General features: G+C 53.0%; 15 protein-coding genes. 10 read left to right on the top strand and 5 right to left on the bottom strand.

Features of this window, described 5'->3' with window-relative positions; all coding sequences use genetic code 11:
* Positions 1-56: 56 nt before the first annotated feature.
* A complete protein-coding gene (locus HV213_RS11600) occupies positions 57-248 on the top strand; it encodes a YdfD/YebW family protein (protein WP_110274283.1) in 192 nt (63 codons plus the stop codon).
* On the opposite strand, the gene pphA is transcribed toward HV213_RS11600, so the two are convergent.
* Positions 245-898 (bottom strand): protein-serine/threonine phosphatase, encoded by a 654-nt coding sequence (gene pphA, locus HV213_RS11595; RefSeq protein ID WP_181485802.1) that lies wholly within the window; start codon positions 896-898, stop codon positions 245-247. The genes HV213_RS11600 and pphA overlap by 4 nt on opposite strands.
* A gap of 165 nt (positions 899-1063) precedes the next feature.
* Here pphA and HV213_RS11590 point away from each other — a divergent pair, with 165 nt between their 5' ends.
* From HV213_RS11590 to HV213_RS11560, 7 genes are all read left to right on the top strand, one after another.
* Positions 1064-2008, top strand: a complete 945-nt coding sequence (locus HV213_RS11590) for a VirK/YbjX family protein (protein ID WP_181485801.1) — start codon at positions 1064-1066, stop codon at positions 2006-2008.
* A 119-nt stretch (positions 2009-2127) separates the two neighbouring features.
* The gene (locus HV213_RS11585) at positions 2128-2271 is read left to right on the top strand and encodes an Ecr family regulatory small membrane protein (protein ID WP_142514101.1); all 144 of its coding nucleotides are present in this window, start codon (positions 2128-2130) and stop codon (positions 2269-2271) included.
* Positions 2272-3029: 758 nt separating this feature from the next.
* Entirely contained in the window at positions 3030-3578 is a 549-nt protein-coding gene (locus tag HV213_RS11580; protein WP_181485800.1) for a Csu type fimbrial protein, read from the top strand.
* Positions 3579-3600: 22 nt separating this feature from the next.
* Positions 3601-4119, top strand: coding sequence for a Csu type fimbrial protein (locus HV213_RS11575; RefSeq protein ID WP_181485799.1), 519 nt, complete (start codon positions 3601-3603; stop codon positions 4117-4119).
* A gap of 18 nt (positions 4120-4137) precedes the next feature.
* Complete coding sequence (locus tag HV213_RS11570; RefSeq protein ID WP_181485798.1) at positions 4138-4902, top strand: fimbrial biogenesis chaperone; 765 nt, start codon at positions 4138-4140, stop codon at positions 4900-4902.
* Positions 4903-4904: 2 nt separating this feature from the next.
* Positions 4905-7232, top strand: a complete 2328-nt coding sequence (locus HV213_RS11565; protein ID WP_181485797.1) for a fimbria/pilus outer membrane usher protein — start codon at positions 4905-4907, stop codon at positions 7230-7232.
* Between the two features lie 17 nt (positions 7233-7249).
* Positions 7250-8203 (top strand): Csu type fimbrial protein, encoded by a 954-nt coding sequence (locus tag HV213_RS11560; RefSeq protein WP_228288604.1) that lies wholly within the window; start codon positions 7250-7252, stop codon positions 8201-8203.
* Positions 8204-8588: 385 nt separating this feature from the next.
* Here HV213_RS11560 and HV213_RS11555 read toward each other — a convergent pair whose 3' ends face one another.
* From HV213_RS11555 to yobA, 3 genes are read right to left on the bottom strand one after another with little or no spacing between them, the layout of a single operon-like run.
* A complete protein-coding gene (locus HV213_RS11555; protein ID WP_181485795.1) occupies positions 8589-8927 on the bottom strand; it encodes a YebY family protein in 339 nt (112 codons plus the stop codon).
* 16 nt (positions 8928-8943) lie between these two features.
* Positions 8944-9813, bottom strand: a complete 870-nt coding sequence (copD, locus tag HV213_RS11550) for a copper homeostasis membrane protein CopD (protein ID WP_181485794.1) — start codon at positions 9811-9813, stop codon at positions 8944-8946.
* Positions 9814-9817: 4 nt separating this feature from the next.
* Positions 9818-10192, bottom strand: coding sequence for a CopC domain-containing protein YobA (yobA, locus tag HV213_RS11545; protein ID WP_181485793.1), 375 nt, complete (start codon positions 10190-10192; stop codon positions 9818-9820).
* Positions 10193-10327: 135 nt separating this feature from the next.
* Between yobA and HV213_RS11540 the strand changes: the two genes are divergently transcribed.
* Both HV213_RS11540 and exoX read left to right on the top strand, forming a co-directional pair.
* Complete coding sequence (locus HV213_RS11540; RefSeq protein WP_110274295.1) at positions 10328-10558, top strand: DNA polymerase III subunit theta; 231 nt, start codon at positions 10328-10330, stop codon at positions 10556-10558.
* A 78-nt stretch (positions 10559-10636) separates the two neighbouring features.
* Entirely contained in the window at positions 10637-11296 is a 660-nt protein-coding gene (gene exoX / locus HV213_RS11535) for an exodeoxyribonuclease X (RefSeq protein ID WP_110274296.1), read from the top strand.
* A 6-nt stretch (positions 11297-11302) separates the two neighbouring features.
* On the opposite strand, the gene ptrB is transcribed toward exoX, so the two are convergent.
* The gene (ptrB, locus tag HV213_RS11530) at positions 11303-13363 is read right to left on the bottom strand and encodes an oligopeptidase B (protein ID WP_181485792.1); all 2061 of its coding nucleotides are present in this window, start codon (positions 13361-13363) and stop codon (positions 11303-11305) included.
* Positions 13364-13438: the final 75 nt, after the last annotated feature.

Here is a 13438-nt window from a genome sequence, read left to right as displayed (position 1 = left end):
CACGCCCCTGACATCTCCTACACTTATCAATATGTTTTTCCAGACATGAGGCCAGGATGTTTGCCTTAGTGCTATTTATTTGTTACCTGGATGGAGGTTGCGAGGATATCGTGGTGGATATTTACGATAACGAGCGACAGTGCACGAGAGCGATGGACGACCAGCGGATACGCCATGGGGGCTGCTTTCCGGTAGAAGATTTTATAGATAGCTTCTGGCTTCCTGCCCGCGAATACAGCGACTTTTAATGAGTTAACTGTAGCGCTACCAGCGTTAGCTCCCCGCCAAACACCGCGCCGGTATCAATATAGTGCTGGTTATCGCTGTCATAACGCCGTTTGAGCGGCGTATGGCCAAACCAGAAATGATCCGCCCCGTCGATAGCACCATGACGGCTAGCAAAGTGATCGGTGAGGCGCTGTCGACTCCATAACACCTGATGCTCATCCACCGACTGCTGCCAACGATAAACCCTGGCGGGATAATCAGCATGAGCAATCACATGTACCTGCTCTGCGCTGTGGAGTTCAATAATCAGCGGCAGGTATCGGCAGCGGGCAATAAGTTCCGCGAGGTGTCGCCGCTGATTCACTGAGCTTTGCGTATACCAGTTGCCGCCGTTCATCCCCCACAACATCATGTCGCTACCCTCGAGTACCTCCAGCGCCATCTGTTCATGATTTCCACGCACCGCGTAAAACCACCGACAGCGCAGTAAATCCAGACACTCCGCGCTTTGCGGCCCGCGATCGATCAGGTCACCCACCGAAAGAAGCAGATCCTGATAAGGGTCAAATTTGCGCTCCCGAAGCGCTGCCATTAGCCGCGCAAAGCAGCCGTGCAGGTCGCCAACTAGCCAGATATTACGCCAGGCGGAACCCTCAATACGCTGATACATAATATCGTCCTCCTGACACAATTATAGGAAAATTCCGCCACTGTTGCGCTCGTGAATTTATACCTCAATCAATTTTAAACGAAAGCCAAATATAGTCCGCGGGGGCATTAAGCTCTCTACGATATATCCATAGAATAGAGGCCAGATAATAACGAGGTATTCATCGTGACGGATAACAGCCTGCATTCAGTCAGCGTACTTGAGCAACGTTCAAATCTTATTGCCGATCTGGTGATGGGCCGAATCACTCCTGCGCCAATTTGGCAAAAACGCAATTACCGGCTTAAGTTTTTACTGCGCACGGCCCTATTTTATACACCAACGCGCGACATGCTGGAGAGCCTTTCAGCGCGTGCGGATTTCAATCAGCTACTGGCCGCGCAGGTAACGCTGCCGGGTAAAGTCCATCGTCAGTATCTGACGCGCGGCTTGAACGCCAGCCAGCGTGCGCAGGCGATTATCAACCATTATCAATTTATCGACTCGCTGCCCGGCTCGCGCCTTGCCGCCGCTATGACTTCAGCAAAAGAGATCCCGCTGCTGGCGCTTACAGGCAAAGACGATGCCCTGTTTACGCTTTTCGCTTCCTCTGCGGGCAAAGCCGAGCGTGAAGGCGAAACGACCCTATGGTTACGTGACAGCGATAATAACGTGCTTGCCAGCGCGACCTTTAGCGTCACCCGGCAGCAGGAGCAATGGCAACTCACCATCGGCGGTCTGCAAGGGCCGCGCAGTAACATCTCTCATGAGGTGATCAAACGCGCGACTCGCGCCTGCCATGGCTTGTTTCCCAAACGCCTGTTGCTGGAGTTTATTTGGCTGCTGGCGGCACGTTGTCATATTCACGACATATATGGCGTGAGCGATAACGGCCACGTATTCCGCGCACTGCGCTATCGTCTGAGCAAAGGACGCCACTTTCACGCCAGCTATGATGAGTTCTGGCAGTCCATTGAGGGCGTCGCCGACGGAGCCTGGCGCTGGCGCTTGCCACTACGGCTGGAACGAAAAAGTCTGGAGAACATTGCCAGCAAGAAGCGCGCCGAATACCGCCGTCGTTTCCAGTTGCTGGATGACATGGCCTTCCAGGTGACGACGCTCATGAGTTAATTTTCACGCTTTTTATCTACAAAATTAACGCCGTTTGGCATAGCGGCGTTTGCAACTTCTACAGTGTTTTCGTTACTATCACGACTTCGTTGCACTCCTTATGGACGGCTATTGAAGTTATGAGTAAAACAGAAATTTTCCTGCTGGCTATGCTGTTGATTATTTTAGCTGTTGCCGTTTGGTTTATTTTCAGCGATGAAATCTGGGTTTTAGTAAGCACTATCGAGACCTGGCTGTACCCTTCCTTTGTGGCACCAGAATAAATATTTTATTGTTATTTTTGGACTAAAAATCTTCTTCCCACCCCTTCAATCAATAAGCAGACACAATCCATAACAAATAAAAGCAAATAAATTTTTGCTCATTATTTAATTTGTCATACAAATGTATATACTTAACCACTTCCGATGTAGGCCCGTACACTTCACCTGCACCATGGGCCTGATTTCGTGCAGGTGTCTTCTCTCTTACCTACGCTAAAGCGATGCTTTCATTGTCTATACCCGTCATACTTCAAGTTGCAGGTATGTTGACTGCGTCAGCTCACCCCAGTCACTTACTTCAGTAAGCTCCTGGGGATTCTCTTCCTTGCCGCGTTACTCGGTCTATGGCCTCGCCCCTTCGGGGCCAGCGCAAGCGCTGTTCAAGGCACAAGTGCCTTGTCCTGCAACTCGAATTATTTAGGGTATATACCTGCTTTTTTGTCCATATTTTTTGTTTCAAAATTTGCGCCTGATAGTGATTTTAGAAAAAATTTTTATTCTCCCCCCCAACATTACCACACAAAGAAAAAACAAAATACCAACAATAAATTAACACAAGGTATTTACGTCCAATATTTTAAAATTAAATAGATTTAAAAACCATTAAAATAAAAAAATCCAGCTAATAATACAACATTACACTTATCTCGCAGAAGTAGTTATATGTTAATCAACTAAACCGGAGCGCATGTTCGGTGATAAAAGCATAAAGCTCCATTGTTGTTTTTCTTCCGCGGCTTTCCATCAAGAGGTTCTCCATGAACGTCAAAACGATATCGCGCAGTGTCTTAGGCGGCTTATTAAGCGCAATCGTCATCATTCAGCCATCTTTTGCCGCGGGCACGCTAAGCGGTCAGATTGGCGTTCAGCTTACGCTTGGTAGCGGATGCCGGGTGTCGAATGGTTCCAGAGAGGGAGAACTTAACAAATGGGGGAACATCAGTTTTGGCGCCTACGGCGATTTAGCCAACTCCATTGATGCCGGAATGGTCGGCAGCGGTGGAGCCACCGCGGTCTCCATCGCCTGTACCGCGGCGCTGCAATCAACGCTGACGCTGGATGGCGGCCAGCAAGGATCGTCAACTCTTCGTTATATGAAAAATACCGCGGATAGTGAGCTGATCGCCTATCGCCTGTACTCCGATGTGGGTCGTAATAGCGAAATCCTGCCGGATGGCAGTATCGCTATTACTGGAACCGGCAGCCCGCAAGAAATTCCTATTTTTGCGCGTATCCGCCCTGAAGACCAGGATACGCCTACCGCAGGCAACTACAGCGACATCGTCACCGCGACGTTAACCTGGTAACGACATAAGGGAAATGGGCGTCATGCTTCGACCAATGTGGCTTACATTTTTTCTGCTTTTTGCCTCAGGCGCCCATGCAGCCAATGCCCAGAAGACGTTTAAAGTCACAGCGCAGATAACCGCAGGCTGCGCGCTTGGCGCTGGGGACGGCACCCAAACGACCGATTTCGGCACCTTAAGTTTCGGCACCATGTCATCGCTCTACAGCAATGTTGATGTCGCCAGTACGCCAGGCGCGGGGTCAATTATCGTGACCTGCACGCCAGGCACCGCTATTTCACTCGCTCTCGACTATGGCGTTAACGGCGGCTCAGCAGCCCAGCGCTATATGTCGAACGGCGGCGGCAATACTCTGGCGTATCAGCTTTATCAGGATAGCAACCGTGCCACCGTATGGGGTAACAGCGCACAGGCATTGAGCATCGCATCATTTCCGAGCACCACGCAAACCTACACGGTTTATGGCCGCCTTTTTGCCACGAATGGCTTCCCGGCGGTGGGCTCTTATACCGACACGGTCACCGTCACGCTGACCTATTAGATAATGCACAGGGTAATTATGACTCGCTGTAGATTTGCGCTGTTTTTATTCGCTTTATCCGCCCCTGCTTCCGTTCTGGCCGCCAGTTCCGTTCTGGTCTGGCCGATATTTCAAACTATCGAAAGCCATGAAAAAGGTTCTGAGCTGTGGCTGGAGAATCGCGGCGATTCTCCGGTGAATTTACAGTTGCGCGTTTTTTCCTGGGATCAAAAGGCGTCATCCGATGCCTATGCCGATCAAAGCGATGTGGTCGCCAGTCCGCCCTTTACCACGGTCGCGCCGGGACAGCGTCAGTTGGTACGACTGATGCGCGTTGCTCCCATCGCGAATGGAAAAGAAAAATCCTACCGCATCGTTATTGATGAGATCCCTCCTGCGCAACCGGCAGTGCAAACGGATAAAAACTCCGCAGGACTGAGAATGCGCATGCGCTACGTTCTGCCGCTATTCACCTATGGGCAAGGCATCACGCCGCTGAAGAACGATGGCTCAGTCGAAGCGGTCAGGACAACGCTGCGCTGGTCACTTTCCCAGCAGAATAGCCGTCAGGCACTTTGCATCGACAATACCGGCAATCAACACGCCCGACTTAGTTCGGTTTACTGGGCAAACGCCAGCGGTAAGAGTCAAATTTCTCAGGCTAACGGCCTTCTTGGCTACGTACTGGCGCAGAAAAAAAACTGTTTTCCGACCGCAGGCAAATCTGCTGTTCCATCAGGGATGCATCTGTTTGCTAAATTAACCGATAACGGTCAGGCGGTGGAAATTCCGGCGAACCGTTAACCATGAGAGACCTGAAAAGGGCGACCTATGGGGGGCTGCTGGCGATTGCGTCGGTAACAGCTTACGCCGCGACCTACGATTCGTTGCCTGCGCCAGCGGCATCGTACAGCGAAAAGCAGGAATATGAGCTGTACCTCGGTTTATCGGTCAACGGCAATACCCCTGCGGGTACTGTTCCGGTCAAGGTCATCAATGGTCATTATTGGGTCTCAGCCAGCGTTTTGCAGCAGTCGCATATCCCATTGAAGACCAGCGACACGCTGGTGGATATCACCACCCTCCCTTCAGTGAAGGTGGAATATGACCAGACCGGGCAAATGCTCAAACTGCAGGTCCCGGACAACTGGCTTCCTGAGCAGAAAATCGGCGAGGCATCAGGGCAAAATTACCAGGCCGCGATTAGCAGTCCAGGGATTTTATTTAACTACGATGCCTACAACCTTTTTTCATCCGACGGCACGCAAACCACCAGCACCTACAGCGAAACGCGTCTTTTTGGCCCGGCAGGTATCCTCTCCAATAATGCGGTGTTCCGACAAAACTGGTCTTCAACAGGTTATGAGCAGCAAGGCTATATGCGCTACGACACCTTGTGGAAGTACAGCGATAGCGAGCGGATGATAAGCTACCAGGCAGGTGATGTGGTGAGCAACGCGCTCACCTGGAGCAGCTCCGTGCGTATGGGTGGACTACGCGTGAGCCGCAACTTCAGCGTTCGCCCGGATCTGGTGACTTATCCGCTGCTCAACTTATCCGGCAGCGCGGCGGTCCCTTCAAGTGTCGACCTGTTTATTAATGGTTTTAAAACCAGCTCTTCGCAGATTAATGGCGGCCCCTATACGCTGACCAATGTGCCCTATATCAGCGGCGCGGGTGAAGCTACCGTGGTAACGACCGACGCCCTTGGCCGCCAGGTTTCCACCAATATTCCCTTTTACGTCTCAAATACCCTCCTGCGGGAGGGTCTAAGCGATTTTGATTTCACCGTCGGCGCCCTGCGCAACAATTACGGCATTAAAAATGCCGATTATGGCACCGGTGCGGTAAGCGCGATTTACCGCTATGGGTTAAACAATTGGCTAACCCTCTCAGCACATAGCGAAGACCGCAAAGGATTAACCAATGCCGGGGTTGGCGGCGATATCGGTGTGGGTAATCTGGGGACCCTCAGCCTGTCGACCAGCGCCAGCCGCGGTGAAGGAAATGGCAACCAGCTCACTGCGGGTTACTCTTACTACGGCAATAGCTGGGGGATTAATTACCAGCATATTCAGCGCAGCGCTAACTATGACAACCTCAGCACCTATGGCTCGTCCAGCATGCTAAGCCGCCAGTCAGACCAGGCCACGCTGAGCCTGAGCCCATGGGGGCGCGTATTGGGCTCTTTTAGCATTGGCTACTTCGATATCAAGGCCGGGGATAATTCACGAACGCGCCTGATGAACCTCTCCTGGAGCCGCAGCCTGTGGAAAAGCAGCAGCTTCAACTTGAGCGTGAACCGCGATCTGCAAGAAAACAGCTACGCCAGCATGCTGCAGGTCATCATCCCCTTCGATTCGCAAAGTTCAGTGCAGTTAAGCGGCCAGCGCTCCAGCTCCGGTCAATGGGGAGAAAATATCAGTGTGAGTCGCTCTGCCCCGGCAGAAGGCGGATTGGGCTGGAATCTCGCCCACTCGGTTGGCGGCGATAATTATAGCCAGGCGGATCTCACCTGGATCAATCGCGTGTCAACGCTGAGCGGGGGTTACTACGGCTCACGTGACGATCATCACAGCTGGTTTGAAGCCACTGGTTCGGTGGTGCTGATGGATAACAGTCTGTTCTTTGCCCGGCAAATTAACGACGCCTTTATCGTTGTTTCCACCGACAACTACCCGAATATTGCGGTTAATTATGAAAACCGTAAGGTCGGCGTGACGGATAAGAACGGTCATCTGCTGATCCCCTGGGCTGCGGCCTGGTACCCGGGAAAAGTCACCCTTGATACGCTCCCTCTGCCAACGGATACCGAAGCCGCCACGGTGGAGAAGCGTATTGCCGTACGTGAAGGCAGCGGCGCGCTGGTTGATTTTCCGGTGAATCGCGTGCGCTCGGCGACGATTGTCTTCGTCGATGCCCAAGGGCAGCCGCTGCCGGTAGGTACGCCGGTTGAGGAGAAAAACAGTAAACAGCAAGGTCTGGTGGGCTACGACGGGGTGGTTTGGTTCTCGCATCTCACCCGCAAAAATGAGGTCACCATTAACGCCGGGGGACTGCAATGCCACGTGCAGTTCGAACTCCCGGAATCAACGCCGGTCCCGCAGCGGATCGGCCCGGTTAGCTGCAACTGATGACAACGGAGACAACGTTGAAACACCTTCTATTTTTATGTGTTGCGCTATTTTTGCTGACACAATCGGTCAGCGCACTGGCCGCCTGCAGCATCAAAACCAGTGCGCCAACGTTCGGCCCGGTCGATTCATTTACGCTCAACAGCACCCCTCAGGGAGTCCTGGCAGGCGCAGGTTTTTACTGCTCTCCAGAACTGGTGGCACTTAACTCAACTAACACGTTAAGCGCCACCCTGGCGTCAGCAAACCAGAGCAACAAAATCCCGCGACTGCTTAATGCTACCGGTGATGCCATCCCTTATAGCATCTGTGCTGACTCATCATGCTCACCGGCCTTGCAGGATGGCGGCGTGATTAACTGGTCTAAAACAACGCTGCTGGATCTACTGGGTTTATTTAACTCAAGCGATGGCACCATGCCGCTCTACTTCAGAACCACGCCGGGGGCAAACGTGCCCGCCGGGACCTATACCGATGTATTAACGATCACGTGGGTCTACAGGTTTTGCTACGTCGGACTCGATCTGCTGGGCATTAAGATATGTATTCCGAATAATGGAACCTTGGTATCCACGGTGAATGTGTCGTTGCGGGTAACCAACTTTTGTTATATCGACAGCGCGCCGGACGTCGTATTTACCTCTGCCGCCCTGCCGTCCAGTTTTAGCGACTACAGCGGCCAACTCGCCATCCGCTGCACTAAAAATGCGGCCTATACCGTAAACCTCACCAGCATCACCAACACCAGCGTCGGCGACTGGCGGCGGATGAGCCTGCCGCAACAGACGGCTTATCTGCAGTATCAGTTTTACCAGGCCAACGGCAGCGCATGGACGGAGAGTAATAATCTCAGCGTCGCCGGTTCCGGCACGGCGCAATCTGCGAACTACACGCTAAAGATTAACCCGACGCAGAGTAACCAGCCTGCAGGTACCTATAGCGACACTATTCTGGTGACCGTCACTTATTGAAGTCCAGCAGGCAATTTTTTTGTAAAAGAAATGTTTGGGAAATTATTGTTGTGGTATAAGAAAAAAGTCCCGAAAAAACCATCCGGGATTTTGCAATGGAATCTGCGACGTTCTGAATAATAGATAAAAAAAGACCGAACACGATTCCTGTATTCGGTCCAGGGAAATGGCTCTTGGGAGAGAGCCGTGCGCTAAAAGTTGGCATTAATGCAGGCTAAGTCGCCTTGCCTTATAAGAATAGTTTACCGTGTCAGGTTTTCCAGTCCGCGACAAAAGTGGACGAATAATTCCTGTCAAAATTGCGAATGCCAACAAAAAACCGCCACTCCTGGCAAGGGACAATGGCGGTTTTTTTCATGCAAATACAGTTGGATACTAGTACCGATCAGCAAAGTTTCTGCGCACGCTCAATAAATGGCGTCAGGCTCATTTTTTGTCCTGGCTGCTGCGGATCATCGACCTGGATCACAGAAATCGGCTGGGCGTTGGTCTTGCCGTCTTTCATCTGCTGCTCGGCGACTTCATTTAGCGGGTACTGCACCAGGGTACTGGGATTAATGGCAAACAGCGCATTGCCGGGACGGCAGGTCAGCATCACCTCTTCACGATTAAACGCCCAGCTCTCCTTACCCACTTCAAAGCGGCTCACGGTAATCACCTTTGGTGCCGCCAGCGCAGCGCCAGAACTTGCCAATAACAACAGTGCCAAAACGATTTTTTTCATGATTTAACCAGTTAATTCAGTAAGGTTCCCAGGTCGCAAACAGGCTGACGGCAAACAGTGCCAGCGCGCCCAATACTATTTCCATCTGCGTAGTTCGCACGATGAGCTGTTCCGCCCGCGTTCCGCTTGCCGAGATGCGTGGCACCAAAACATACCGGTTCACCAGCGCAATTGCCACCATTGCGGCCACCAGGGCACATTTGAACAACAGCATCCGCCCCCAGGGCGAGTCGCTGATGAGTCCTCCCTGGATAAACAGCGCATTCACTATGCCGCTGGCGATGGCTCCGGCCACCGCCAGATGCCCGTAACGCGAAAAACGCATCATGGTGTAAATAGCGGCCTGCCGCCAGCGCCCATGCGCCAGGCGTAAACAGTAAACAAACGGCAACAAACCGCCAAACCAGCTGGCGACACAAAACAGATGCACGGCATGGTTTGTCCGTTGCAGTATCCCCTGCCAGCCTTCATTCATCGCGGCATGACCAACACCTGCCAGCAGCAATAATTGTGCGCAAAGGAGGATCAGCAGCAAGCGGGCCGGACGCCGTGGTTTCAGCCATACCACCACCAGCGCGACCAGGGCCAACAAAATTTGCCACACCCACGCGCTGCCGAACTGCGTCCCGGCAACCGCCTGCCAGATGGCGGGCTGCCAGACATCCGGCCAACCGTTGCCCATTAACCCACCCTGCGCCATCAGCATCAACAGCGCCGACAGCGCGCTCGCCAACAATAAATGGCGCATCAGCGGATAGAAGCGCTGCATCAGCAAACGACGCAAGGTCACCGGCGCCCACCACGCGCCGTAAAGCACGCAGCCGAAGGCGATCATCAGCGAGATGAAATGGATAAAACGTAAGCTGACATAGACTCCGCTAAGCATCGGCTTACTTCACGGTAAAGGTGTATTGCCCTTTGGTCTTATGGCCATCTACGGAGACCACATGCCAGTCAACGGTATATTCGCCCGGCGTTAACGCCTGCTCGACGGGCACCGTCAGTTGGGATTTGTTGCTCTCATCACGGGTGGGTTTGCCGAGGGCAACAGTTTTCTGCTGCGGCCCGGTCAGGGTCACGCCGCTAAATTGCGTTTCGATTCCTTCGGAGAAGCTCAGCGTCAGCGCCTGCGGCGACGCATTCACCTCAGCGTTAGCTGCCGGAAGCTGCTGTTGCAGGTGTGCGTGGGCAAATGCACCTGCTGCAGTCAGGCTGCAGGCGAGAAATAGAGACAGACGCAGCGCGCGTCCGGCGATGATTGGCATAGTCGTCATTCCTTTTTGTTATGTATGTAGCACAGAGAATAACCCTGTATAATGACACAGTCGAGCTAAGCGTCTGAGACTTGCCTTTTTGCCGTATGCTTAGTACTTTTTGCGGCATTATCAAAGGAGAAACCGATGGAAAAGAACCTGGCTAAAATTTCCCAGGAGGAGATGGACAAAGTGAATGTCGATCTTGCTGCGGCCGGCGTCGCCTTTAAAGAGCGCTACAATATGCCGGTAGTCGCCGATTTAGTCGAAAGAGAGCAGCCAGCGCACCTGCGCGACTGGTTTCGCGAGCGGCTGATAGCCCATCGTCTGGCATCAGTTTCTCTTTCCCGCCTGCCGTATGAACCGAAACAGAAATAATTCCTGTCCCCTGCGGACATCTGAGTTGGCAAGACCTGCGCATTCTATTACGCTGGTTTCTTTGGCCTGGAGCAAGCCATGCTGCGCGTAATCGATACAGAAACCTGCGGATTGCAGGGGGGCATTGTTGAAATTGCCTCGGTAGATATAGTGGACGGACAAATTACCAATCCGATGAGCCATCTGGTTCGCCCCGACCGCCCCATCAGCCCGCAGGCGATGGCAATTCATCATATTACCGAAGAGATGGTCGCCGATAAGCCGTGGATTGAGGAGATTGTGCCGCTGTACATGGGCAGCCCGTGGTACGTCGCCCACAACGCAAGCTTTGACCGTCGGATGCTGCCGGAAATGCAGGGCGAGTGGATTTGCACCATGAAGCTGGCGCGCCGCCTGTGGCCGGGAATTAAGTACAGCAACATGGGGTTGTATAAATCGCGCAAGCTCAGCGTTACCACGCCACCGGGGCTGCATCATCACCGGGCGCTGTACGATTGCTATATCACCGCCGCCCTGCTGCTCGACATCATCAAAACCTCCGGCTGGTCGCCGGATGATATGGCCACGATTACTGGCCGCCCGGCGCTGCTATCCACCTTCACCTTCGGCAAATATCGCGGCCAGGCAGTCTCTGAAATTGCGGAAAACGACCCCGGCTATTTGCGTTGGTTATTCAATAACCTGGATCGTATGAGCCCCGAGCTGCGCTTGACGCTTAAACACTATCTTGGGGAGTAACCAGCCCTACGCTTGTGCCCGGCCTGGCAGCGTCCCCTGCGCCAGGCCAATCAGAAACGCAAACTCCAGCGCCACGCCCTCGTAGCTTTTAAAGCGTCCGGATTTACCACCGTGACCGGAATCCATATCGGTACACAGCAACAGCAAGTTGTCGTCGGTTTTCAGCTCGCGCAGTTTTGCCACCCATTTTGCCGGTTCCCAGTATTGCACCTGCGAGTCATGCAACCCCGTAGTCACCAGCATGTGCGGATACGCCTGCGCCAGGATGCCGTCGTAAGGACTGTAGCTCTTCATATAGTGGTAATACTCTGCATCCTGCGGGTTACCCCACTCTTCAAACTCACCAGTGGTCAGCGGGATCGACTCATCAAGCATCGTCGTCACGACATCAACAAAAGGAACCTGAGCGACCACGCCGTGAAACAGTTCCGGTCGCTGGTTAATCGCCACGCCCATCAGCATACCGCCCGCGCTGCCGCCCATACCGTAGCATAAATGGGGCGCGCCGTAGCCCTGCGCCAGCAGCGCATCGCAGACGTCGAGGTAATCGTTGAAGGTATTTTTCTTGCATAGAAACTTGCCGTCTTCATACCACTGCTGGCCCAGTTCGCCGCCGCCGCGAATATGAGCGATAGCAAAAACAAAACCGCGGTCGAGCAGGCTCAGGCGGCTGGCGCTGAAATCCGCATCCATGCTGGCGCCATAGGAACCATAGCCGTATACCAGCAGCGGGCTAGCTCCTTTGCGGAAATGTTCATGCCGGTAGACCAGAGACACCGGAACCTCAACGCCGTCACGAGCTTTGATCCACAGGTGCTCGCTGCGGTAATGGCTGGCATCAAAACCTTTTACTTCCTGCTGTTTGAGTACCCGGCGCTCACCGCTATTCATATCCAGTTCAAATAGCGTATCCGGCGTGGTCATGGAGGAGTAGCCGTAACGCAGACGGGAAGTTTCTGGCTCCGGGTTATAAGAGAGCCAGGTCACATAGGCCGGATCGTCAAACGCAATGCCCTGTGGCTCACGCGTTTTGCGATTGATCTGCCGCAAGCTGGTCAGCCCATGCTGACGTTCTTCGACCACCAACCAGTCGGTAAACAGGGTAAAGCCTTCTAGCATCACCTCGTGGCGGGCAGGAATTAAGGTTTCCCACCGCTGCTCATCGCGCAGCGTGCTGCGATAAAGGCCAAAATTCTTACCTTCACGGTTAGATCGCAGATAAAAGGCATGCTGATAGTGATCGAGACTGTATTCATGATCTTTACGACGCGGCAGAAAGCAGATCGGTTCGGCATCGGTCATCTCTGCATTCAGCAGCAGTACTTCGCTGGTGGTCGCGCTGGCCAGATAAATCACCACAAACTGCTGGGAGGTAGTTTTGTGAACGCTGACGTAGAAGGTATCGTCCTGCTCTTCATATACCAGGATATCTGAACTGTCTGGGGTACCAAGACGATGGCGCCAGACCTGATACGGCAGCAGCGTGGCCGGGTGTTTACGCACATACCACAGGGTCTGTGAATCGTTACTCCAGGCAAAATCAGGCGAGACGTTTTCCAGCACCTCTGGGTATTCGTTATCGTTGTGCAGAGAATACAAACGCAGGCTATATTGCCGCCGTGAAAGATAATCTTCCGCGACCGCCATGATGTGGTTGTCCGGTGAGATCCCTAAGCCGCCGAGGGTATAGAACTCGCTACCGGCCGCCCGTTTGTTACCGTCGAGCAGAACGTTCCACTCATCCCACTCTTCTTTTAGCACCGACTGGCGTTGATAAATAGCGTATTCGCAGCCCGGCTCATAGACCTGGCGGTAACGATAGCCATTCTTGCTGTAAGGTGCCGATACTTCGCGCGGCGGAATACGATCAATAATTTCCTTCAGTACCCTGTCCTGCAGGCTACTTTGCGAAGACATGACTTTTTTCCCGTACTCGTTTTCCTGGCGCAGATAATCAAGCACTTCCGGCTGAGAGCGCTCGTCATCACGCAGCCAGTAGTAATTATCAATTCGGGTATCGCCATGTAAGGTCGTGGCATGAGGGATTCGTTTTGCTTTTGGTGGCATCTGCTTCGTCTTCTGCGGCTTATATTATTTATCCTTCAGCATGCCCCAAAGCGTGCTGAAGGATGTCAGGTATAT

The sequence above is a fragment of the Klebsiella sp. RHBSTW-00484 genome (assembly GCF_013705725.1).
In the GTDB taxonomy this organism is placed as follows: Bacteria; Pseudomonadota; Gammaproteobacteria; order Enterobacterales; family Enterobacteriaceae; genus Klebsiella.
Note: the sequence above shows the minus strand (reverse complement) of the source record. Positions and strands in the feature narration are given on the sequence as shown.

Coding starts and splice junctions, on each gene's coding strand:
- HV213_RS11600 (WP_110274283.1), top strand. CDS start 57: ATGTTTGCCTTAGTGCTATTTATTTGTTACCTGGATGGAGGTTGCGAG.
- pphA (WP_181485802.1), bottom strand. CDS start 898: ATGTATCAGCGTATTGAGGGTTCCGCCTGGCGTAATATCTGGCTAGTT.
- HV213_RS11585 (WP_142514101.1), top strand. CDS start 2,128: ATGAGTAAAACAGAAATTTTCCTGCTGGCTATGCTGTTGATTATTTTA.
- HV213_RS11580 (WP_181485800.1), top strand. CDS start 3,030: ATGAACGTCAAAACGATATCGCGCAGTGTCTTAGGCGGCTTATTAAGC.
- HV213_RS11575 (WP_181485799.1), top strand. CDS start 3,601: ATGCTTCGACCAATGTGGCTTACATTTTTTCTGCTTTTTGCCTCAGGC.
- HV213_RS11570 (WP_181485798.1), top strand. CDS start 4,138: ATGACTCGCTGTAGATTTGCGCTGTTTTTATTCGCTTTATCCGCCCCT.
- HV213_RS11565 (WP_181485797.1), top strand. CDS start 4,905: ATGAGAGACCTGAAAAGGGCGACCTATGGGGGGCTGCTGGCGATTGCG.
- HV213_RS11555 (WP_181485795.1), bottom strand. CDS start 8,927: ATGAAAAAAATCGTTTTGGCACTGTTGTTATTGGCAAGTTCTGGCGCT.
- copD (WP_181485794.1), bottom strand. CDS start 9,813: ATGCTTAGCGGAGTCTATGTCAGCTTACGTTTTATCCATTTCATCTCG.
- yobA (WP_181485793.1), bottom strand. CDS start 10,192: ATGCCAATCATCGCCGGACGCGCGCTGCGTCTGTCTCTATTTCTCGCC.
- HV213_RS11540 (WP_110274295.1), top strand. CDS start 10,328: ATGGAAAAGAACCTGGCTAAAATTTCCCAGGAGGAGATGGACAAAGTG.
- exoX (WP_110274296.1), top strand. CDS start 10,637: ATGCTGCGCGTAATCGATACAGAAACCTGCGGATTGCAGGGGGGCATT.
- ptrB (WP_181485792.1), bottom strand. CDS start 13,363: ATGCCACCAAAAGCAAAACGAATCCCTCATGCCACGACCTTACATGGC.